The 20,168-nt window shown below is 53.1% G+C and carries 17 protein-coding genes and 1 other annotated feature (1 of these 18 running past the window's edge); of the genes, 10 read left to right on the top strand and 7 right to left on the bottom strand.

Going from position 1 to position 20,168, the window contains the following annotated elements; all coding sequences use genetic code 11:
* Window positions 1-6, top strand: a binding site (T-box leader) (it extends 259 nt beyond the left edge of the window).
* 144 nt (window positions 7-150) lie between these two features.
* Window positions 151-1,791, top strand: coding sequence for a methionine--tRNA ligase (gene metG / locus L1F29_RS33125; RefSeq protein ID WP_258389889.1), 1,641 nt, complete (start codon window positions 151-153; stop codon window positions 1,789-1,791).
* Window positions 1,792-1,842: 51 nt separating this feature from the next.
* On the opposite strand, the gene L1F29_RS33120 is transcribed toward metG, so the two are convergent.
* Entirely contained in the window at window positions 1,843-2,601 is a 759-nt protein-coding gene (locus tag L1F29_RS33120; protein WP_258386209.1) for a class I SAM-dependent methyltransferase, read from the bottom strand.
* Between the two features lie 94 nt (window positions 2,602-2,695).
* Between L1F29_RS33120 and L1F29_RS33115 the strand changes: the two genes are divergently transcribed.
* The gene (locus L1F29_RS33115) at window positions 2,696-3,670 is read left to right on the top strand and encodes an aldo/keto reductase (RefSeq protein ID WP_258386208.1); all 975 of its coding nucleotides are present in this window, start codon (window positions 2,696-2,698) and stop codon (window positions 3,668-3,670) included.
* 108 nt (window positions 3,671-3,778) lie between these two features.
* The gene (locus L1F29_RS33110) at window positions 3,779-4,135 is read left to right on the top strand and encodes a nucleotide excision repair endonuclease (protein ID WP_258386207.1); all 357 of its coding nucleotides are present in this window, start codon (window positions 3,779-3,781) and stop codon (window positions 4,133-4,135) included.
* A gap of 108 nt (window positions 4,136-4,243) precedes the next feature.
* Here the strand turns inward: L1F29_RS33110 and L1F29_RS33105 are convergent, their stop codons facing one another.
* Complete coding sequence (locus L1F29_RS33105; protein WP_258386206.1) at window positions 4,244-4,816, bottom strand: DUF4825 domain-containing protein; 573 nt, start codon at window positions 4,814-4,816, stop codon at window positions 4,244-4,246.
* A complete protein-coding gene (locus tag L1F29_RS33100; protein ID WP_258386205.1) occupies window positions 4,813-5,490 on the bottom strand; it encodes a permease prefix domain 1-containing protein in 678 nt (225 codons plus the stop codon). Before L1F29_RS33100 ends, L1F29_RS33105 begins: the two co-directional genes overlap by 4 nt.
* 257 nt (window positions 5,491-5,747) lie before the next feature.
* Here L1F29_RS33100 and rlmN point away from each other — a divergent pair, with 257 nt between their 5' ends.
* Window positions 5,748-6,842 carry a dual-specificity RNA methyltransferase RlmN gene (rlmN, locus tag L1F29_RS33095; protein WP_258386204.1) on the top strand — a complete coding sequence of 365 codons (1,095 nt, stop codon included), beginning with the start codon at window positions 5,748-5,750 and terminating at the stop codon, window positions 6,840-6,842.
* A gap of 76 nt (window positions 6,843-6,918) precedes the next feature.
* On the opposite strand, the gene yedF is transcribed toward rlmN, so the two are convergent.
* Both yedF and yedE read right to left on the bottom strand, forming a co-directional pair.
* Entirely contained in the window at window positions 6,919-7,146 is a 228-nt protein-coding gene (yedF, locus tag L1F29_RS33090) for a sulfurtransferase-like selenium metabolism protein YedF (protein ID WP_258386203.1), read from the bottom strand.
* Window positions 7,136-8,344, bottom strand: a complete 1,209-nt coding sequence (yedE, locus tag L1F29_RS33085) for a selenium metabolism membrane protein YedE/FdhT (RefSeq protein ID WP_258386202.1) — start codon at window positions 8,342-8,344, stop codon at window positions 7,136-7,138. Before yedE ends, yedF begins: the two co-directional genes overlap by 11 nt.
* Window positions 8,345-8,757: 413 nt before the next feature.
* On the opposite strand from yedE, the gene L1F29_RS33080 reads away from it, so the two are divergent.
* The 5 genes from L1F29_RS33080 (at window position 8,758) to L1F29_RS33060 (ending at window position 15,925) form a co-directional block, all read left to right on the top strand.
* Window positions 8,758-9,045 carry a DUF6509 family protein gene (locus L1F29_RS33080; RefSeq protein ID WP_258386201.1) on the top strand — a complete coding sequence of 96 codons (288 nt, stop codon included), beginning with the start codon at window positions 8,758-8,760 and terminating at the stop codon, window positions 9,043-9,045.
* Window positions 9,046-9,699: 654 nt separating this feature from the next.
* Complete coding sequence (locus L1F29_RS33075) at window positions 9,700-11,484, top strand: sensor histidine kinase (protein WP_258386200.1); 1,785 nt, start codon at window positions 9,700-9,702, stop codon at window positions 11,482-11,484.
* Window positions 11,459-12,202: a LytR/AlgR family response regulator transcription factor gene (locus tag L1F29_RS33070; RefSeq protein WP_258386199.1), complete on the top strand. Its 744-nt coding sequence runs from the start codon at window positions 11,459-11,461 to the stop codon at window positions 12,200-12,202. The genes L1F29_RS33075 and L1F29_RS33070 overlap by 26 nt, the downstream gene beginning before the upstream one ends.
* A gap of 169 nt (window positions 12,203-12,371) precedes the next feature.
* Window positions 12,372-14,165, top strand: coding sequence for a carbon starvation protein CstA (gene cstA / locus L1F29_RS33065; RefSeq protein WP_258386198.1), 1,794 nt, complete (start codon window positions 12,372-12,374; stop codon window positions 14,163-14,165).
* A gap of 350 nt (window positions 14,166-14,515) precedes the next feature.
* Window positions 14,516-15,925, top strand: coding sequence for a DHA2 family efflux MFS transporter permease subunit (locus L1F29_RS33060; protein WP_258389888.1), 1,410 nt, complete (start codon window positions 14,516-14,518; stop codon window positions 15,923-15,925).
* A 4-nt stretch (window positions 15,926-15,929) separates the two neighbouring features.
* Here the strand turns inward: L1F29_RS33060 and L1F29_RS33055 are convergent, their stop codons facing one another.
* Window positions 15,930-16,886, bottom strand: a complete 957-nt coding sequence (locus tag L1F29_RS33055; protein WP_258386197.1) for a TRM11 family SAM-dependent methyltransferase — start codon at window positions 16,884-16,886, stop codon at window positions 15,930-15,932.
* A gap of 332 nt (window positions 16,887-17,218) precedes the next feature.
* Here L1F29_RS33055 and L1F29_RS33050 point away from each other — a divergent pair, with 332 nt between their 5' ends.
* Complete coding sequence (locus L1F29_RS33050) at window positions 17,219-18,349, top strand: glycerate kinase (RefSeq protein ID WP_258386196.1); 1,131 nt, start codon at window positions 17,219-17,221, stop codon at window positions 18,347-18,349.
* Between the two features lie 193 nt (window positions 18,350-18,542).
* On the opposite strand, the gene L1F29_RS33045 is transcribed toward L1F29_RS33050, so the two are convergent.
* Window positions 18,543-20,009, bottom strand: a complete 1,467-nt coding sequence (locus L1F29_RS33045) for a methyl-accepting chemotaxis protein (RefSeq protein ID WP_258386195.1) — start codon at window positions 20,007-20,009, stop codon at window positions 18,543-18,545.
* Window positions 20,010-20,168 lie beyond the last annotated feature (159 nt).

Below are 20,168 nucleotides of genomic sequence, written 5' to 3'. Positions count from 1 at the left end.
CCTTTGGGGATGAGGGCTTTTTTGTGTGTCCGCAAATAAGAAGGTATAAGGTTCCGCGATACTTTGCTTATATTTCTGAGGGAAGAGACGCAGTTCGCCGCTTACGACGGCGATGGCGGATTCTTCTTAACAAAAGAGGAGGAAATCATGATGGCAGCTGTATTTATCGGCGGGGCATGGCCTTATGCGAATGGCTCCCTGCATCTGGGACGAGTGGCCAGCTTATTGCCTGGGGACGTGCTGGCCCGTTATTTTCGCGCGAAGGGGGAGAAGGTATTATATGTGTCGGGAAGCGATTGTCATGGGACGCCGGTCGCCGTTCAAGCCATTCAGGAGGGCGTCGCCCCAGGCGATATTGCGGACCGGTACCATGCGGAGTTTACGGAGTGCTTCCGGCAGCTGGGTTTCTCGTATGATCTGTATACGCGTACGGACCGGTCCGATCATCACCAAGTCGTCCAAGAGCTGTTCTTGAAGCTGCTGGAGAACGGCTATTTATACAGGAAGACGATCCTGCAGACCTATTGCGAGACGGATCAGCGATTCCTGCCCGACCGCTATGTGGAGGGAAAGTGTCCGGTTTGCGGGAACCGCGCCCGGGGCGATCAATGCGATTACTGTTCCACCCTGCTCGATCCCTTGGATTTATCCGAGAAGATATGCAAGCTATGCGGGAACGCGCCTGTAGAGCGGCCGACGGAGCATTATTATCTTGCCCTCTCCCGGTTCCAGCCGGAGTTAACGGAGTACGTCCGCCAGGCGGAGGGTTGGCGCGACAACGCGGTACAACTGACAGAGCGGTATCTGGAAGAAGGCCTTCCGGACCGTGCCGCAACGAGAGACTTGTCCTGGGGCGTCGACGTTCCGGTCGAAGGGTTCGAGGATAAGAGAATCTACGTCTGGATCGAAGCCGTCAGCGGCTACTTGTCGGCCAGCAAGCAGTGGGCGGCCGAGACAGGCGGCGACTGGGAATCCTTCTGGCGGGATGGAGGCGACCCGATTATCGCTTATTATGTGCACGGCAAGGACAATATCCCGTTCCATACGCTGGTGTGGCCGGCCTTGCTGCTGGGCGCAGGGGGACTTCATCTGCCGGATCGGATCATTGCCTGTGAATATATGACCCTGGAAGGGAAGAAGTTCTCGACCAGCCGCAACTGGGCGGTATGGGTGCCGGATCTGATCAGCCGCTACCAGCCCGACTCCATCCGGTATTTTCTTATCGCGAACGGCCCTGAGAAGCGGGATGCCGACTTTTCATGGCGTGAGTTCATCTACAGCCATAACGGGGAGCTGCTGGGCGCTTTCGGCAATTTCGTGAATCGCACGCTGTCCTTCATTGAGAAGTCCTTCGGGGGATATGTTCCGGAAGGGGAGCTTGGCGAGGAATGGCGGCGTTCAATCGAGGATTTATATCGGGCGTCCGGGGTTTTAATCGAAGAAGGGCGTCTGAAGGAAGCGATCGAGCTGATCTTTGCTTACATTCGAGGGGCTAACAAATATGTAGATGAACAGAAACCATGGGCACGAATCAAGGAAAATCGGGAGGCCTGCGGACAGACCCTCCATACCTGCATGCAAATCATCGCCAATCTGGCCCGGCTGCTGCACCCGTTCATTCCCTTCTCCTGCGAGAAAATAAGAGGGTTCCTCCATCTTGAGCCGCCGGCCTGGCGCTTCACTGCCGTTCCGGCCAATCGGCAAATCCGGAACCTGACGCTGCTGTTCGAACGAATCGATGTGAGCCGGATTGAGGAGGAAGCCCGTCTGCTGGAGAAGCGGCAAATGTAAGCCAGTCCGAAATCAAAGGGCTGCTGTGCTATAACCGGATCGCAATACCGACTAGCAGGGTTTATGGCACTGGATAATCAACGTGGATGGAATCATCCTCGCTTTCGTGCCGGAATACCATTTTGCCGGGCTGACCGAATCGTCATCCGCTACATTTGAATCTTCGATGACTTGATCGATACGAAACCCGGCGGCGATCAGGGTGTTGATGAAGGTGCTCATCTTCCTGTTGTGCATGACGATGGGGGTGCCTCTCCAAGAGTCGTGCTGTTCGGCGCCTTCGGTCACATAGGAGCGTCTGAACCGCAATTGCTCGTCGTGATATTCGACCACGCTGTGGATGGGGTGCTCCCAGCTAAATACGAATATGCCGCCTGGTTTAAGGCTGCCGTAGATATTATGCAGTGTCTTGGGCAAATTTACGGTCCAACCCAGCGCATAGACCGAGAGGGCAATGTCAAAATAATTCATAGGAAGGCCTGCTATCTCCTCCATGGGTGATTCAATCAGGTTGACGGCGGCATTCAGCTTGGAAACGACATCCCGGGCGGTCTCGATTTGCTTGCCTGATAAATCTACGCCCCACAGCTCGCGTGCTCCGCGGTTCGCAAGATACTCCAGCGTATGTCCGCTGCCGCAGCCGATTTCCAGAATGACGCGGTTTTGAACTTCGCCCAGCAGGTTCAGCTGTTCCTCCGAGGGTGCATAGGATCCGTATTTCAGGACGTCGAAGGAGCCTTCGAAAAACTGCTCGGCTACTCTGTTCCAACCCTTCTTGTTTAATTGCAAAATTTCATTCTGTTCCAGCATCCATGCTTCATCTCCTATTTCGTTGTAAAATAGAGAGTATGACTGTTCTGAGGTGAATGATCTTGAAAAATAAGTGCAGAGGAGCAAACGCAGCATGAAATATCGCTATCTTGGCGGAAGCGGGCTTGAAGTCTCGGCATTAGGGTTGGGTACGAATGCATTCGGTAAACGAGCCGATCAAGACACGTCCATTAAGATTATACATTACGCCCTGGACAATGGAATTAACTTTGTGGATACAGCCAATATTTATGCCGGATCGGAATCGGAGCGGATCATTGGACAAGCCTTGGCCGGGAGGCGGCACGAGGTTGTGTTGGCGACCAAGGCTGGATTGCCGAAAGGGCAGGGGCCGAATGCGAGAGGCTCATCCCGCGCTCATCTCCAGCAGGAGCTGGAAGACAGCCTCCGTCGGCTGAACACCGATTATATTGATCTGTACCAGATCCATACCTTCGACCCGAAGACGCCGCTGGATGAAACCTTGCGCACGCTGGATGACATGGTAAGCTCAGGGAAGGTCCGGTATATTGGCGCGTCTAATTATGCCGCGTGGGAGTTCATGAAGGCGCTGGGGATTAGTGAGCGAAAGGGCTTCGCCGGGTATGTGTCGATGCAAGTCAGTTACTCGCTCGCAGACCGTACGCCTGAACAGGAGCTTGTTCCCTTGTGTATCGATCAGGGCGTCGGAATTATTCCGTACTTTCCGCTGGCCGGCGGCATTCTAAGCGGAAAGTATGGCCGAGCAGCCGAGGCACCCGAAGGCTCTAGAGCCGAAACGGACCCGAGCTTCAATCGGTTTATTAATGACCGGACGTTAGAGCTGGGACGGAGTGTGAGCAAGCTGGCTGCGGAGTGCGGCTGTACACCCAGTGCATTATCGCTTGCTTGGTTGATGAACCGTCCTGCGGTCTCGACCGTGATCGGCGGCGCTACGCGCATCGCTCAGATGGAGGATAACTTGCAGAGCGTGCACCTTCAGCTCGATTCGGAAGTCATCGGGGAGCTGGATCGAATAAGCGATTCCTTTCGATATGGGAAGCCCTTTGCATTCTACCGGCTGTCTTAAGCGCGGATCGATTCCGACGCGCCTGTTCAGGGCCATGAGGATATGGCTTTGCAGGGAGAATTATGATAGTATTTACACTTATATTGAACGAGGAAGTGAGCGGATCGCGTGATTAACATTACTATTCCGACGCCGGATGTCAGCATTGAGAAACAGAAGGATCCCGTACTGAGCAATATCTACGGCTTTACGGATTTCCACCTGATATCCAGAGATAAGGGCGGCATCTTTATGTTCTACAATGCGGCCGGCGAGCTGCTGTTCGTGGGCAAGGCCAGGAAGCTGAGGCCCCGGATCAAAAAGCATTTTGAAGATACCGTATCGGTCATCAAGGATCATCGGAACGAAGTCAGCAAAATTGATGTGTGCATCGTAGAAGATCCCGTCGAGCGGGAAATTTACGAGACCTATATCGTGAATAAGCTGAAGGCCAAATACAACGTGGACAAAGTGTTGTTCCGATAAATAGCAAAGCCATAAGCGCAGTCCTCGGGGCTGCGCTTATGGCTTGTTCTCCAGGTTCTAGGGCGCTCTCACTGCTGGTAGATGTTCGCGCGTAATGAACCTGAGCTTCTAACCTGCGATTGTATCTCGCTGCAGCAGCGTTTTCGCACAGTCGCTGACATAGGCTTTGTCGTTCAGCTTGAGCTGTACCTCTTTCTCCCAAACCTCCTTCGGCAGCAAGGCTGCGGGTGGAGCGCCATACCATTGCTCCACGTGACTGCGCGCAACCGTATAGACGGCCTCTTCCGCATAGAAGCGGATGACCTCGAGGTTGTCGATCAAGGCGAATGCAGCTGTTGCATTGTAGATAAAAGCTTGGGTCCGAAACGCCTCGCTTATGCCCGCATTCATGGTCTGATAATGAATTTCTGCCGTTAGTTCGTCCGGATAGAGCTGGAAGGTGAAGCTGGCGCTATTCAAAGGCAGGTTATGAAACAGGTTCCCCAAGTTGCCGGCGTTGCCCATATATTTGTTCTTGTACGGCATGACATGCTCGATATCATGTGTTAGAGGATTCTGCTGGCTGGCAATAAAGTCCCGTTCCTCTTGCTCCATCTTAGGAATGGCAACGCCATGAACGTATCCAGCCAAGATCATCCCAACTGCCAGAAGCGCGATGATGGCTATATTCCTCGATTTCATTGCAGATCACCTGCTTCATATTTGTGAACCAGCTTCAAGGAAGCATGAATGAGCAGCGGTATGACGATGGAGATAAAGGGCAGTGCATATCGAATGCCTAGAACGGCGAATTGATATGGACCGGAGATCGAGACCGGCCTTGAAAACCACAGGTTGCTACCAAATTCAAGCGCCGTCGTATTCAGCGTCATAAGAAGGATATATAACCCCCACAGCAGCCAAGCCAGTCTCCGTGCCCGCAGGGCGGCCTTGTAATTATAGGTCGACACGATTCTGCGGTTAATCATTTTCTTCCCGAAAAGAAGGGCCAGGAACAGTAGGCCGGCGACGATAACGATTACGAGCAGGAAGAAGTTTAACTGGCCCAGCCTCCCAAGCAGTCCAAGAGGGATGGTGGCGACCCAGGCGACAAGCATATACAGCAGGGCAATCTGCACCAATTCCAGGCAGTAGGGGAGCAGTTCGATTTTTTTGCGGCCATCCATCAGAAAATCCACATTATCTATACTTGCTATTGCCTGACGGATCGCTTCCGATTGTGGAACGCCAGCCGCCATCAGATCGGCAGCCTTCGCTTCCAGATTGCTCAGGATCTCCTTCTTCAGCTCCGCTACCTGCTTCGTCTGCCTATAACCTCTAAACAAATGGTCAACATGATTATGTATATGGCTCATGAGGGCTCCTCCTGTTTCTCGATTAACTTGTCGATCAAGTCGCGGGCTGTAATCCAATCGCCCAGATTGCCGCGATAGGCGTCACTATGCGTGTCAATGTAATAGTGATGACATAACACAATTATACCGTGGGATTGGCAGCCATTGTCATCTTGCTTTACCTATCTAATTTTGGGACAATGATAGCATACAACCGGATTTTAGTCTCATCATACGATGAGGTAAGCATATTGAAGATTGTGAAAAGAGGATCGAGAATGAATAAACCATCCATATATGGATTAACCTTTGATCAGCTGGCTGCCTGGCTGCTGGAACGCGGACATCGCAAGTTTCGGGCTTCGCAGGTTTGGGATTGGCTGTACCGGAAGCGGGTAACCGACTTTGCGGACATGATCGACGTGAATGCGGCTTGTATCCAGCTGCTGACTGAGCATTATGTCATCCAGACATTAACCGAGCACGTCAAACAGGAGTCGGCGGACGGCACAGTCAAATTTCTGTTCAAGCTGACTGACGGCAATCTGATCGAAACGGTGCTAATGAAGCATAAGTACGGGCTTTCGGTCTGCGTCACGACCCAAGTAGGCTGTAATATCGGATGCAGCTTCTGTGCGAGCGGATTGCTGACGAAGAGCCGTGACCTGTCCGGCGGCGAGATCGTCGAACAAATCATGAAGGTTCAGCATCATCTGGACCAAGCGCAGCAGGACGAGAAAGTCAGTCACGTGGTTGTGATGGGAATCGGCGAACCATTCGATAATTTTAACAACCTGGTTGATTTCCTGCGGGTCATTATCGATCACAAGGGGCTCGCCATCGGTTCCAGGCATATTACGGTATCGACCAGCGGAATTCCGGATAAAATCAAGGCATTCGCCGACACGAAGCTGCAAATTAATCTGGCGGTCTCCATCCATGCGCCCAACAATGAACTCCGCGAGCGGATTATGAAGATTAACCGCGCCTATCCGATCGAGAAATTGATGCCGGCCATCGATTATTACCTGGAGCATACGAACCGCAGAATAACGATCAGCTACATTCTGCTGCGGGGTGTGAACGACAGCAGGGATCATGCGCTGGAGCTCGCCGAGCTAATTGGCCGTGAGCGCCTTGCGAATGTGAACTTGATTCCGTATAACCCCGTAGACGAGCTGGATCAATACCAGCGGAGCGATCAAGAGGCCGTGAGCGCATTCTACGATACGCTCAAGAAACAGGGGATCAGCTGCAGCGTCCGGCTGGAGCATGGAACGGATATCGATGCCGCCTGCGGACAGCTGCGAAGCAAACAAATCAAGGAATCGGCCCGTACGGGCCAGGAACAGGACGCTGCACGTCTTGGATGATCGGTTCAAAATGAAAAAGGGTACCGCCAACAGCTTCAATCGCTGACTTGGCGGTACTCTTTCTTTTCTTGATCGATTAAGCGGTGATAAAGAGGGAGAACTCCGGCCCGTCTTTGACAGGCTCCTGTGCCATCGTGTAGCCGTGCTTCACGACTTCCTCCGGCACGTTGCGGAAGGCTGCCGCGCAGTCCGAGATGACTTGAAGCAGCTGGCCTTTCTTCATATCGCGAAGCGTCTCCAGTGTGTAAATAACCGGATAAGGACAAGATTCTCCTCGAATATCCAACGTGTAATCAACCGACATGTTTAACGTCTCCTTTCTTGAAGCCGACTCCGAATCTGTACTTTCTTTGCCAGAATACCGCAATGGCGAATCCTGCTCCCAGCAAGACGAGCGTTACGATCAACGCACCGGCAGGACCCATAACCTCAATGAGATTGACAGGCGAACCGCTCTTCACGAGAAGGTTGTAGACGCCCATATGATCCCACGCGTAGGCGAGGGCGGTCGCGCCAATGATGTTGCCGATGAATACGGGCAGAAAGACAACCTGACCTTCCATCAGCCGGTACATCATGCCGGTCTCGCATCCGGCCGCCATGACGATCCCGATGCCGAACAGAACGCCGCCGACGAACGTGCTTGGAGCGGCGATTTTCGTAATCGGGTCTAAGCCGTAGGCCACGATAATAATCAGGGTGACAACGGAGCTTACGGCCATCCCCATAGTGATGGCTTTCGTCATCAAAGCCCGGCCGCTGATGAACAGATCCCGGAACGCGGAAGTAAAGCAGATCTGTCCTCTCTCAATGAGTATGCCGAAGGCGGCTCCGAACAGGGCGGCAACGCCGAGCATCGTCTTGCCCGACAAGAAGAAATATAGGATGAGCGCTGCATAAGAAAGTGCGAGCGCGGCTCCTATATACGGCTGAATCTTTCTGCGCTCCTTGGCAGGAGGAGCGGTATTCCCTTTGCGGAGGACAGGCTTGCCTTTCCACCACTTGGCGCTCACCACCTTGACACCGATATAAGTTCCTACGGCCGTTGCAACGATGAAGATCCAAGCGTGAAAAGAAAACTGAGGCACGCCGGTGAAGAAGGCGGCGAGATTGCAGCCCAGCGCCAGGCGGGCTCCGAATCCGGCAATGATGCCGCCGGCAAATCCTTGGACGAGGCGGCGCTTCTGTTTCGGCACTCTAATCTTGAAATTATTGGCGAGCAGAATGGTAATCAGTGCGCCGATAAACATTCCCCATACAATCCAGCCATCCGTCCGGCTGAACGTCGTTCCGTCCATATGGATTAATTTAAAATAAGCCCAATCGGAAATATCGACTCCGAAGAGCTGCAATATATGTCCGCCGAGACGGGTGAATTCACCTGTTACCGCCCACACGGTATTGGTAATTCCAAAGTAGACCGCACTTAGAATGCCCGCGATCCCAATCGCGACATAAGGGCTCCAATATTGGTTGAACACTTTATTCCACAGCAGTTTCATCAAGCCTAATCCTTTCCGCAGCAATTCTCAGTGATCTCTCGTTAATAGGGGCATCAGCTGTCCTTATGTATACGGGTGACATGAGTGCCCTATTATTTTACTACAATTGAATAGAGCGAGGGATTGTTTTTTTCTGTCGTTTCTTTCGTTGGGTTATAATGGATGGATGCGGCATGCGGCCAGCGGTTCGAATAAGCGCTTATCCATATGGGTATGCAGAATAGTACAGAGTATAAGAGGTATTCGGGGGTCCGCGGCGTACGCTGAGGCGCAGGGGAGTTCGCAACAATCTGTCACGTGCTCAGGGCCTGCGCGATATATGGTACATAGTAAATAACAAGTTCGCAATTGATTGGTGCAGCTTGTGCAATTAGTCGTATAATGGATGCTAGTGTGACGGAGGAGATGAACAATTGCTGACAGTCAAGAAATACAACGTTGAAGCTGTGGTCGATCCCTATGGCATTTTATCGGGTCAGAGATATGAATTCCAGCTGGATCTGGATATTCCGGAAGAGGATGAGCTATATTCCGAGAATGGCGTGTATTTGAAGGTCATCTTCATGGTGGATGGGGAGCAGTCGCGTATTCTATCCTACCATTTCTATGAGATCACGACCAATCAATACCTCGACTTCGATATGGAGCCGGAAGAGGAAGAAGCCTTGACCGCCTATTGCAGGGAGCATTTGCCGGAGTAACGAGATCCGTAAGTATCCGGTCTGGATCAAGGGGCCGGCATGCAGATTAAAGTGAGACGCAGCCGATTAGGGCTGCGTTTCTTTGTTTGTGCTCCGGGTAAGCACGAGGAGGGAACCTAATCCTTGTACTGGTTAAGGACATCAGATCCTTTATTATTGGATTTCACATGGTATTGTAGCTCTTAACGGACATGACGTTCGTTATTTGGGGAAAAGCGTGCTTCAAATCCAAGAAATCATGACAATAACGGATATCATGTCCGTAACTAATGCAAAGCTAGGCTAAATAGCAAATAAGGTATCCTGTGTCCGTCACCTGGCATGGTACTTGATCAAAACAAGAGTGGGTCACTTTTCGTACCCGTACAGCTTCAGGAAAAAGTGGCGGTGCTTGCTTGACGGCCGACAATCTCATTCCTATTGCAGAATAAAGTACAAAGTCCGTACAAGTTAACGGGATGCCTCTGCATACTGGCCGATTCAAAGCAGAACCCGACCGAATGACAGATCATTTGGTCGGGTTTTGCTGCTCATAACCTAATTATTTGCGTGGCATTAAGGAGCTGTGGATTTCATAAAAATACCAACCTGATTTCCCGGATAACTTATATATACTAAATACGAAGAAGAAGAGGGAAGAGGGGAAATTCGGCGATGATCAACTTGTTGCCTTTGATGCTGGAGCGGGTCGGCGTTCTCTTGATCGTGGTGTTCTTGCTCTCCAGGATGAGAAGCTTCCGGCAGATCATTCATAACGAGCATGGAATGAAGGAGAAGCTGCTGCTGGTCGTCGTTTTCGGCGCCTTCGGGATTATCAGCAACTACACCGGGATCCAAGTATACGACGGTCATATCTTGTCACAGGTGTGGCAGACCGAAGTCGACGATGGCAGCGCGATCGCGAATACGAGGGTGCTCGGCGTGGTTCTTGGCGGCTTGCTCGGCGGCCCGCTTGTTGGAACCGGCGTCGGTCTGGTCGCGGGTATCCACCGGCTGTCGCTGGGCGGGTACACTGCCGTTGCATGCGGCTTCTCCACCATATTCGCAGGTATTGCAACCGGCTACATCGGAAGTTATTTGCGCAGACACGGGAAGAACACGCCCTGGCGTGCGGTCGCAATCGGCATTATTATGGAGTGTATCCAAATGGGGATCATCCTTCTGGTGGCCAGACCATTCGATGCGGCATTCGAGCTTGTCCGGATCATTGGCATTCCAATGATCGTCATTAACGGCTTCGGTACGCTCTTATTCATGCTGATCGTGCAATCCATTGTGCAGGAGGAGGAGCGGACGCGCGCGCTGCAGACGCACAAAGCGCTGCGGATCGCGGATCAGACGCTCCCTTTCTTCCGCCAAGGGCTGAACCCGGACTCGTGCCGGGAGGTGGCGGCCATCATTCTAAGAGGGACGCATGCCGATGCCATCTCGATTACCGACCAGCATCAGGTTCTGGCGCATATTGGAGCAGGCTCCGACCATCATATTCCGATGCAGAGCCTCTCCACGCAGTTAACGAAGAATGTATTGGAGCAAGGGCGTATTCTGAAGGCCAAATCCCGGGAAGAGATTCAATGCTTCCATCCGAACTGCACCTTGCAGGCAGCCGTCGTGCTTCCGCTCAAGGTTCACCGCAAGACGGTAGGGACGCTGAAGCTTTATTTTACGCACGCCAGCCATATGAACCAGGTTGAGCAGGAGCTTGCCGAAGGTCTGGGCAATCTATTCTCGACACAGCTGGAGCTGGCGGAAGCCGAGCTGCAGAGCAGGCTTCTGAAGGACGCTGAGATTAAGGCGCTCCAAGCCCAGGTCCATCCGCACTTTCTGTTCAATGCGTTCAATACGATATCGGCTCTGTGCCGCACGAATCCGGAGCAAGCGAGGAAGCTGCTGCTCCAGCTGAGCGTGTTTTTCCGCAGTAATCTGCAGGGAGCGCGTCAGATGCTCATCCCGCTCCATAAGGAATTGGAGCATCTGGAGGCTTATTTATCGCTGGAGAAAGCCCGTTTCCCGGGCAAATACAACGTCGAGCTTCATATCGAGCCTTCGCTGGAGGAGGTATTGATTCCGCCGTTCACGCTCCAGCCGCTGGTCGAGAACGCGGTAAGGCACGCTTTCCCGAAATCGGCTGCCAACCGCCAGGGACAGATTGCGGTCCGCGCTTATGAAGATGACGGCCGCATGGTACTCATTACCGAGGATAACGGCCAAGGGATTTCTTCCGGGCTGCTCCCGTCCCTGGGTAAACAAGCGGTTTCGTCAAGAGAAGGAACAGGTACCGCACTTTATAATATTTGCAAGCGAATCGAAGAAATCTATGGCGGAGAGGCCGTCTTCCAGATCGAGAGCGGAGAGAAGGCCGGCACCAAAGTAGTGATTATATTGCCGCTTAAGCATATGTGGGGGGATCAGCATGTTGAAGGCGTATATCGTGGATGACGAGCTGCTGGCCAGAGACGAATTGACGTATATTCTGCGCCGCACGAAACGGATAGAGGTCATAGGGGAAGCCGAAAGCATCGAGCAGGCTATGTCGCAAATTCATGAGCTGGAGCCCGATGTGGTGTTCCTGGACATCCAGCTTGCGGAGGACAGCGGGCTGGAGTTGGCCAGGCAGCTCTTGGAGACGGTCCATCCGCCGGAGATTGTCTTCGCGACGGCTTACGATGAATATGCGCTCAAGGCATTCGAGCTGAATGCAATCGATTATATTCTGAAGCCATTCGACGAGAACCGCATCCAGCACACGGTGGAGAAAATCATCAAGCTGCACGAGGCCCGCGACAGCCATCGGGCGGCACATCCGAAATCGGCTTCAGTGGAAAGACCCGAGAAATTGGCGATTACCGTCGAGGACCGGATTCTGCTCGTACAGGTGAGTAAAATTTTGTATATCAGCTCCGAGGAAGGGAAGACTGTAATCGTTGCGGACGATCATCAGCAGTATAAAGTGAACGAACCGCTCGTCACGTTCGAGCAGAAGCTGCAGCATACTTCGATTGTTCGCGTCCATCGCGCATTTCTCGTTAATGTGGACAGTATCGTCGAGATTCAGCCCTGGTTCCATTCCACCTATACGTTGATCATGAAGGACGGCTCCAAGGTGCCGGTCAGCCGGACCTATATGAAGGAGCTCAAGCAGCTTATCGGACTTTAAGAGGAAGGTCGATTACCTTCCGGCTCTTAGCTTGTTACCGTTTGCATTCCGGACCGGTTATGCTGTCACTCGTTCCCCATCTTTGGCGTCCTATCCTGAAAACAGCCGATTGTTTGTTACATCGCGTATGATGAAACAACGATAAAGACATCTGGGGAGGACATGAAATATGAATGCGGTTTCAATTGTCATTGGATCGATTTGTATTCTTATGATTGCATACCGGATTTACGGTACATTCATGGCAGCTAAAGTATTGAAGCTCGATGACTCCAAGCCGACGCCTGCTCACGAGCTGAATGACGGCAAGGATTATGTTCCAACGAATAAATGGGTCACCTTCGGCCATCACTTTGCGGCGATTGCCGCAGCAGGCCCGCTCGTCGGTCCGATTCTGGCAGCGCAGTTCGGCTATTTGCCGGGCTTGCTCTGGCTGTTGATCGGCGCCGTTATCGGCGGCGCCGTGCACGATGCCGTCGTCTTGTTCGCATCGATGCGCAAGAACGGTCAGTCGTTGTCCGAGGTTGCCAAGGATGAGCTTGGACCGGTTGCGGGCTTCTGTACCGGACTCGCGATGCTGTTCATCATTACGATTACGATGGCCGGCCTGTCGATGGTTGTCCTGCATGCGCTGGAGAACAATCCGTGGGGAACGTTCGCCGTCGGCATTACGATCCCGATCGCGATGGGCGTTGGCCTGCTATATAAGAAGACCGGCAACTTGAAGGTAGCCTCTACGATCGGCTTCATTCTTCTCATGGTCGGCGTATTCATAGGCCCTTCCATTCAGGATACGGTCATTGGCGAGTGGTTGTCGTTCGATTCCCATACGCTGGCGATTATACTGCCTATCTACGCATTCTTCGCGGCAGCGCTGCCTGTCTGGCTTCTGCTTGCGCCGCGCGACTATCTAAGCAGCTTCATGAAAATCGGCGTATTCATTGCCCTTATTATCGGCGTGTTCATTATTAATCCGGCCATTCCATTCCCGGCCGTAACTGAGTTTATCCACGGCGGCGGCCCGATTCTGCCGGGTCCTGTATGGCCGTTCATCTCCATTACGATCGCCTGCGGAGCCATATCCGGATTCCACGCCTTCGTCGGATCCGGTACGACGCCGAAGATGATCAACCGCTGGAGCGATATTAAAGCGGTCGGCTTCGGCGCCATGCTGGTCGAATGCCTGGTCGGGATTATGGCGCTTATCGCGGCTACTGCTCTGCAGCCTGCGGATTATTTTGCCATCAACTCGACGCCTGAGGTATTCAAAACATTAGGCATGAACGTGGTTAACCTGCCGCAGCTTAGCGAGGAAATCGGTCTGAATCTGGAAGGAAGAACAGGCGGCGCGGTAACGTTGGCTGTCGGAATGACCTATATTTTCACCAAAATTCCGTGGTTCAGCAATCTGGCGCCATACTTCTTCCAGTTCGTCATTATGTTCGAGGCGGTATTCATTCTGACGGCAATCGACGCGGGAACGCGGGTTTCCCGTTATCTCATCCAAGACTTCTTCGGCGAAGTGTACAAGCCGTTGAAGCGCGTCGATTGGGTGCCAGGCACGATCTTCGCCAGCGCGCTGGCGTGCTTCCTGTGGGGCTACCTGCTGTTCTCGGGCGATATCGGCTCGGTATGGGCGCTGTTCGGCGTCTCCAACCAACTGATGGCTTCCATCGGTCTCATCATCGGAGCTACCGTCATTCTCAAGATGGCCGATAAACGCCGGTATATGCTCACGTGCCTTATTCCGCTTGCCTATCTGTTCGTGACGGTCAACTATGCGGGCTACTGGATGGTCAAGAACGTCTATCTCAATACGGAGGCATCCGGATACAGCGTGCTGAACGGCGTGTTATCGATCATAATGCTTGTGCTGGGCGTGATTATCATGGTTGCGGCGATTAAAAAGTGGATCGAGCTCTTCAAATCCCCGCGTGCCAAGCTGGAGGCGGCGTCCTCCTAGACAATAGATCAAAGCAGCAGCAATAACCTAATCATCTCTTGGGATAATAATCTGCTTGCGTCATACAGGCCGTTTGCCAAACCGCTCCGTCCCGGAGTGGTTTTTCTTTTCGATTCAGCCCATAGGAAGAAAAAAGCTTTTGACATCCCATTCGCGTTATGTTCTCATTGGTAGACTGCTTGTAACAAGGTGCGGGAACGATTATTCAAACCGGGGGCGAGTCGTTGAAAGTACACGGGCAATGAAGAGAATATTGGAGGTTTGGGAAAGTGGAAGCAACCGCACAACAAGGCAATCATCATACAAAAACCCATGAAAGTAATGCTGAGAATTACAAAGTATTACCGATCATGATCTCCCTTCTGATCAGCGGGTTTATCGGCATGTTCAGTGAAACCGCATTGAATATTGCCATTAGCGATCTGATGCAGGTCATGCAAATTACAGCGCCAACCGCGCAATGGCTGACCACAGGCTATTTGCTGACACTCGGCATTCTTGTCCCGGTATCGGGTATGCTGCTGCAGTGGTTTACGACAAGACAGCTGTTTATTGCGTCGCTGGCCTTCTCGATCACAGGCACATTAGTTGCCGCCATGGCACCCACCTTCGAGGTGCTGCTCGTATCGCGCGTATTCCAGGCAGCCGGCACGGGTCTGCTGCTGCCGCTCATGTTCAATACGATTCTGATTATCTTTCCGCCTCATAAGAGAGGGGCGGCGATGGGGGTTATCGGTCTTGTCATTATGTTCGCCCCTGCAGTCGGTCCGACAGTCTCGGGTCTGCTGATCGAGCACTTGAGCTGGCACTGGATCTTCTGGCTGTCGCTGCCGTTCCTGGTGGTAGCGCTGCTGTTCGGGATTCTGTTCATGCAGAACGTCTCTACGCTGACCAAGCCGAAGATCGACATGCTGTCGATTCTGCTGTCCACGATTGGATTCGGCGGAATCGTATTCGGATTCAGCAAGGCAGGCGAAGGAACGGAAGGATGGGGCAGCCCTGTCGTTATAGCCGCCATCGCCATCGGTCTTCTCTCGCTGCTCCTGTTCTCCCTGCGTCAGCTGTCGATGAAGCAGCCGATGATGGACCTGCGCGTATTCAAATTCCCGATGTTCATCATCGGTCTGATCATGATCTTCTTCTGCATGATGATCATTCTGTCCTCGATGCTGATCCTTCCGCTGTATATGCAGAAGGGGATGGGCTTGTCCGCCTTCACGGCAGGACTGCTGCTGCTTCCCGGGGGAATACTCAACGGGTTCATGTCCCCGCTCATGGGTTCCCTGTTCGACAAGTATGGTCCAAAATGGCTCGTCATTCCCGGTCTGGTGCTGGCGGCCGCCGCGCTCTGGTTCATGTCCGGCATTACAGCCGCTTCAACGCTGGCGCTGATCGTGGTCCTGCACTCCTGCCTCATGGTGGGCATATCGATGATTTGGATGCCGGCGCAAACGAATGGGCTCAACCAGCTTCCGCCGGAACTGTATCCGGACGGAACGGCCGTGATGAATACTCTTCAGCAGGTAGCGGGAGCCATCGGAACTGCGGTTGCGGTCAGTATATTGTCGAGCGGAATGAACGACTACTTGAAGAGCTCCGCCAATCCCCTCGATCCGAGCGAGGTGACGGAAGCAATGACGATCGGCTCGCAGCATGCGTTTCTGTTCGGGATGATCGTAGCGCTGGCCGGACTTGCGGCCGCCTTCTTCATCAGGCGCGTACAGGTAAGCAAGTCCTCCGGACGCGCGCCGATGCACTGAACCATCAGACGCAAACGATAATATGACGCAAGAAAGATCCCTTTCTTGCGACCGCGCGGTCGGCAATTCGAAACCCTGCCCGTATCAGCATCTCATCCATCGGATCAATCGTAATCACGATCACTCTGCCTGCGATTCGGCGTGCGTGCCGAAGAATGTCGAACTGCTCCTCCGATGAAATGGTAGATACATGATTATAGGGCATATCAATAATGGCTGCATCGTACTTCAAAGTGACATCGGCTATCGATCCCAACGTGACCGGGCAATGATATCCGAAGTGGGCGATATTCTCGCGCGCCCCCCGGCAAATAAAGGGGTTGATATCGCGGCCGACGATGTCAATCCCCATGGAGAGGGCCTCCACCAGCACCGTCCCGATGCCGCAGCAGGGATCGATGGCCCGGATGCCCTCCGGATCGGGAACGGCGATATTGGCAGCGGCTCTGGCTATACGCGTCGGAAGCGCTATGGAATAGCTGCGCGGCTTCTTCTGATGCTGAAGCCAGACCGTCTTGCTTTTGCGGTAATTGCCGAAGTACCATCTCCCGCCCATGGTCACAATGCCGAATACATAGTCCGGGTTGCGGACGTCGGCCTCCCCGTTAATTTGCCAGCCCAGCTCGCGCTCGATAACGCGCTGTTCCTCGAATTCGATTTTAGCTGACGGCTCCAGATCATTCGTCTTCACGAAAATCACCTTGAACGTCATCTCCTGTGTATCGATCTGCGCGACCTGTTCGACGATCTCGGCCACACTATCCCCTTCATAAAATACTTCGATGCGTTCCCGAATAAACGGACTGCGGCTCGGATCAATCCCGACCGGACTTTGAAACAGATTGGGCGGAGCGTCGGTTCCGAAGAACGTGCGCATCTCCAATTGACATAAGGAGAGCTCTTCGTCGGGGCTTGCGTAGGTGTATATATAAGAAGGAAGCTGATCATGCTGGTATTCCACTGCTGTAACCGCCTTTATCGGATAATGAGGTAGATAGATGTAAGTATGTCTCAAACCATATACGTAAACGGCTAGAAAAGCAATCCTCGGTCATGGCCAGTCGGTGCAAGCGCAATCCATCGAGTCACGATGCATTCCCTGACCGGATGCTTGTCCCGCAGCATCGGCGTGAATGTTTCATTTCATAGAATGGATGCATTTTTAAAGAGCCAGGGGGAAGCCAAATCACATGAATGCGGTTACAATGGTAAGCATGAAGCTGCTGGAATAGAGTAGGCCCGGTAGAAAAGAGGACTACTGCGCCGGAGCTTGAATCGAAAGGATGTACGCTCATGAAAATTGTTATTGCACCGGATTCATTCAAAGGAAGCCTGTCGGCGGTCGGCGTAGGGAGCGCGATTGAAAGAGGGATCAAACGCGCGGTACCGGGCAGCGCGATTAAGGTTATCCCGATGGCCGATGGCGGGGAAGGAACGGTGGATTGCTTGGTACATGCGACTAGCGGCCGGATTATGCAGGTGCCGGTCAGCAATCCGCTGGGACGCGTAATTGAAGCCGGGTTCGGCATGCTGGGGGACGGGACGACCTGCGTGATCGAAATGGCGATGGCCTCCGGGTTATACCTGATTGAGGCGCATGAACGGAATCCGCTGCACACAACGACTTACGGCGTGGGTCAGCTTATCGAGGCGGCGCTGGATCAAGGCTGCCGGTCCTTCATCATCGGCGTGGGAGGCAGCGCAACGAACGACGGAGGAGCCGGCATGCTGCAGGCATTGGGCGTCGAGCTGCTCGATGGGCACGGCGAATCAGTCGGATTCGGCGGAGGCGAATTGCAGCGGATAACGGCAATTCGAACCGATAAGCTCGACCCTCGCATTGCGGAATGCGATATTGTGATCGCTTGCGATGTGGATAATCCCTACGTGGGGCCGAAGGGAGCTTCCGCTATATTCGGGCCGCAGAAGGGGGCCACGCCTCTGATGGTCGAGGTGCTCGACCAAGGCTTGCGTCACTTTGCCGATCTTATCGAGAGCACGCTCGGCATAGCGATCCACGATGTGCCCGGAACAGGGGCGGCGGGCGGTCTATCCGGGGCGATCATGGCCTTCTTGAACGGAAGGCTGGAATCCGGCGTATCCGTCGTTGCCCGGGTCATGGAGCTGGAATCCGCCGTTTCGGATGCCGATCTTGTCATTACCGGCGAAGGACAGGTGGATTATCAGACGGCCCGCGGCAAGACGCCATACGGTGTCGCGCAGGTCGCGAAGAAGCATCATGTGCCCGTTGTCGTTCTGGCAGGCTCCATCGGGGAAGGGATCGATAGCCTGTACGAGCATGGAATCTCTGCAGTGGTCAGTATCGTGAACCGGCCCATGACGCTTGATGCGGCGATGGCCAAAGCGGAGAGCTTATTGGAAGAGGCCGCGGAGCAATTGATCCGCATATACCAGCTTAAATAGAGGGGGCTTCCTGCGGATCAGGAGGCCATTCATGGAGGCCCGGTCATAATGGCGCTGGGCGAGCAGAGGGCTTAACGGGAATGATCGCGGTTGAATTCACGGCGTTGTTCTGTTAACAGACATTAAACGTAAACCAGCAGCACGTCCTGTACCCGGTCATCCGGCTGTGCATAGAGGCGTGCTGCTGTTTGCGTCAACGCTCGGTCATTTTGTTCAGATCCGAGGCGAGCTTGTCCAGATTCAGAAAGCTTTCCACGATTTCTTGGATGCTGGTATGCTGGGTATTCATATTATTGGCCATTTCTTTGATGGAGGCCAGATTCTCCTCGGTAATGCCTGCGATCGTAATGATTTCATCGGTTATCTTCGTGTATTGCCGATGCAGATCGCCGGCGGAGCGCTGTACCTGATTCGATTGATCTTCCACCCTGCCGGAATTGGCCGACAGTGTCCGCATCGCTTCCGCAACCTGTTTGGCCGCATGACCGCTTTCGATCACGTTGTGTTGACCAAGGAGAATTTGCTCGGAAGCCTGATCGGTCTTCGCGCGAATGGTTTCTAATATGGTTCCGATCTCCTCCGTAGACTGCTGCGACGTTTCAGCCAGCTTGCGGATCTCATTGGACACCACGGCGAAGCCTTTGCCGTGTTCGCCTGCGCGGGCGGCTTCAATAGCGGCATTAAGGGCAAGAAGATTCGTTTGGGCGGAAATATGGTTAATGGTCGCGACAATCTCGCCGATGCGTTTGTTCTGCTCATTCAGCTCGTTCATGAGTGCCACGGATGCGTTGATCGTGATATGGACCTGATCGATCTGCTTTTCTAACGCGGCCGCCTCTTGGCTTCCACTGCCGGTAAGGGTGACGGAGCTTTCCGACAGCGTTCTCATTTCTGTGGACCGGTTGGCCAGCGACTCGACCGCCTGCTCGATAATCCGAACCGACTCGCTGATGTCGGAAATACTGGCCGTCTGCGTCTCCGTACTGGATGAAATCTCAGCGAATGCAGAAGTGACCTCTACGGAAATCGCGCTTGTCGATGTAATGTTCTGCTTGAGCTTGGAGCTGAAATCGCGAAGCAGATGGAGTGAATCCGACACGTTCTCGACAATGGTCTGCGAATGGTTGCGTTCGGCTGTCGCCTTCTCCCGCTGGTCATTGGCTTCCGCCTGGATGCGTTCGCTGAATCTTGCGGATGCCAGGAGCGGAATGACGATCATGGCCAGATACATCGCGATGGTAAGGGAATCGTTATTGCCGAACATCTCCGCTTTGTATGGACTGAGAAACAGGTACACGGTCAAACCGACGCCGAGGAGGCTGGAGAACGCAATCGCCCGGAAATTGTTGTAAAGGGTCATAATGGCGAGATTCACGAAAACGAGGAAATAAGTCGTAATGATGGGACCGGTCATGATCAACAGCAGGGTGAGAAGCGTCACGATCGCGGCGATGAAATACATTACATATTCGGCCAACCATCGCTTATAAGTCAAGACCGTTGCGCAGCCGCACGTAATGGTGCCGACAACGATCAGTACGATAATCGAGCTTTGAGGTGCGCCGGTAAGGATATCGACGATGATCCCAAGGACTAACAATCCCCAGATGATGTTGACGAGCAGTTTGTTTCTCCGATATAGGGTTTCGACCTGCTTCACGTATAAATCCACCTTCCAATCTAGTTCTTATGTCATATGAAAATAATACCATGTAATACTTATGGCGCAATATATATCCAACTTAAGATCGTCTAAAACTTCATGCTATATCGGTCACTCGTGCGATATGATGAGGAGGCGGAAGATAATCTTGGAATG

Source organism: Paenibacillus spongiae (genome assembly GCF_024734895.1).
Taxonomy (GTDB): domain Bacteria; phylum Bacillota; class Bacilli; order Paenibacillales; family Paenibacillaceae; genus Paenibacillus_Z; species Paenibacillus_Z spongiae.
The sequence above is the reverse complement of the archived record's forward strand: the minus strand, read 5'-3'. Positions and strand labels throughout refer to the sequence as shown.

Excerpts from the sequence above, each read along its gene's own strand:
- metG (WP_258389889.1), top strand. The coding sequence starts at position 151 with ATGGCAGCTGTATTTATCGGCGGGGCATGGCCTTATGCGAATGGCTCC.
- L1F29_RS33120 (WP_258386209.1), bottom strand. The coding sequence starts at position 2,601 with ATGCTGGAACAGAATGAAATTTTGCAATTAAACAAGAAGGGTTGGAAC.
- L1F29_RS33115 (WP_258386208.1), top strand. The coding sequence starts at position 2,696 with ATGAAATATCGCTATCTTGGCGGAAGCGGGCTTGAAGTCTCGGCATTA.
- L1F29_RS33105 (WP_258386206.1), bottom strand. The coding sequence starts at position 4,816 with ATGAAATCGAGGAATATAGCCATCATCGCGCTTCTGGCAGTTGGGATG.
- L1F29_RS33100 (WP_258386205.1), bottom strand. The coding sequence starts at position 5,490 with ATGAGCCATATACATAATCATGTTGACCATTTGTTTAGAGGTTATAGG.
- rlmN (WP_258386204.1), top strand. The coding sequence starts at position 5,748 with ATGAATAAACCATCCATATATGGATTAACCTTTGATCAGCTGGCTGCC.
- yedF (WP_258386203.1), bottom strand. The coding sequence starts at position 7,146 with ATGTCGGTTGATTACACGTTGGATATTCGAGGAGAATCTTGTCCTTAT.
- yedE (WP_258386202.1), bottom strand. The coding sequence starts at position 8,344 with ATGAAACTGCTGTGGAATAAAGTGTTCAACCAATATTGGAGCCCTTAT.
- L1F29_RS33075 (WP_258386200.1), top strand. The coding sequence starts at position 9,700 with ATGATCAACTTGTTGCCTTTGATGCTGGAGCGGGTCGGCGTTCTCTTG.
- L1F29_RS33070 (WP_258386199.1), top strand. The coding sequence starts at position 11,459 with ATGTTGAAGGCGTATATCGTGGATGACGAGCTGCTGGCCAGAGACGAA.
- cstA (WP_258386198.1), top strand. The coding sequence starts at position 12,372 with ATGAATGCGGTTTCAATTGTCATTGGATCGATTTGTATTCTTATGATT.
- L1F29_RS33060 (WP_258389888.1), top strand. The coding sequence starts at position 14,516 with ATGATCTCCCTTCTGATCAGCGGGTTTATCGGCATGTTCAGTGAAACC.
- L1F29_RS33050 (WP_258386196.1), top strand. The coding sequence starts at position 17,219 with ATGAAAATTGTTATTGCACCGGATTCATTCAAAGGAAGCCTGTCGGCG.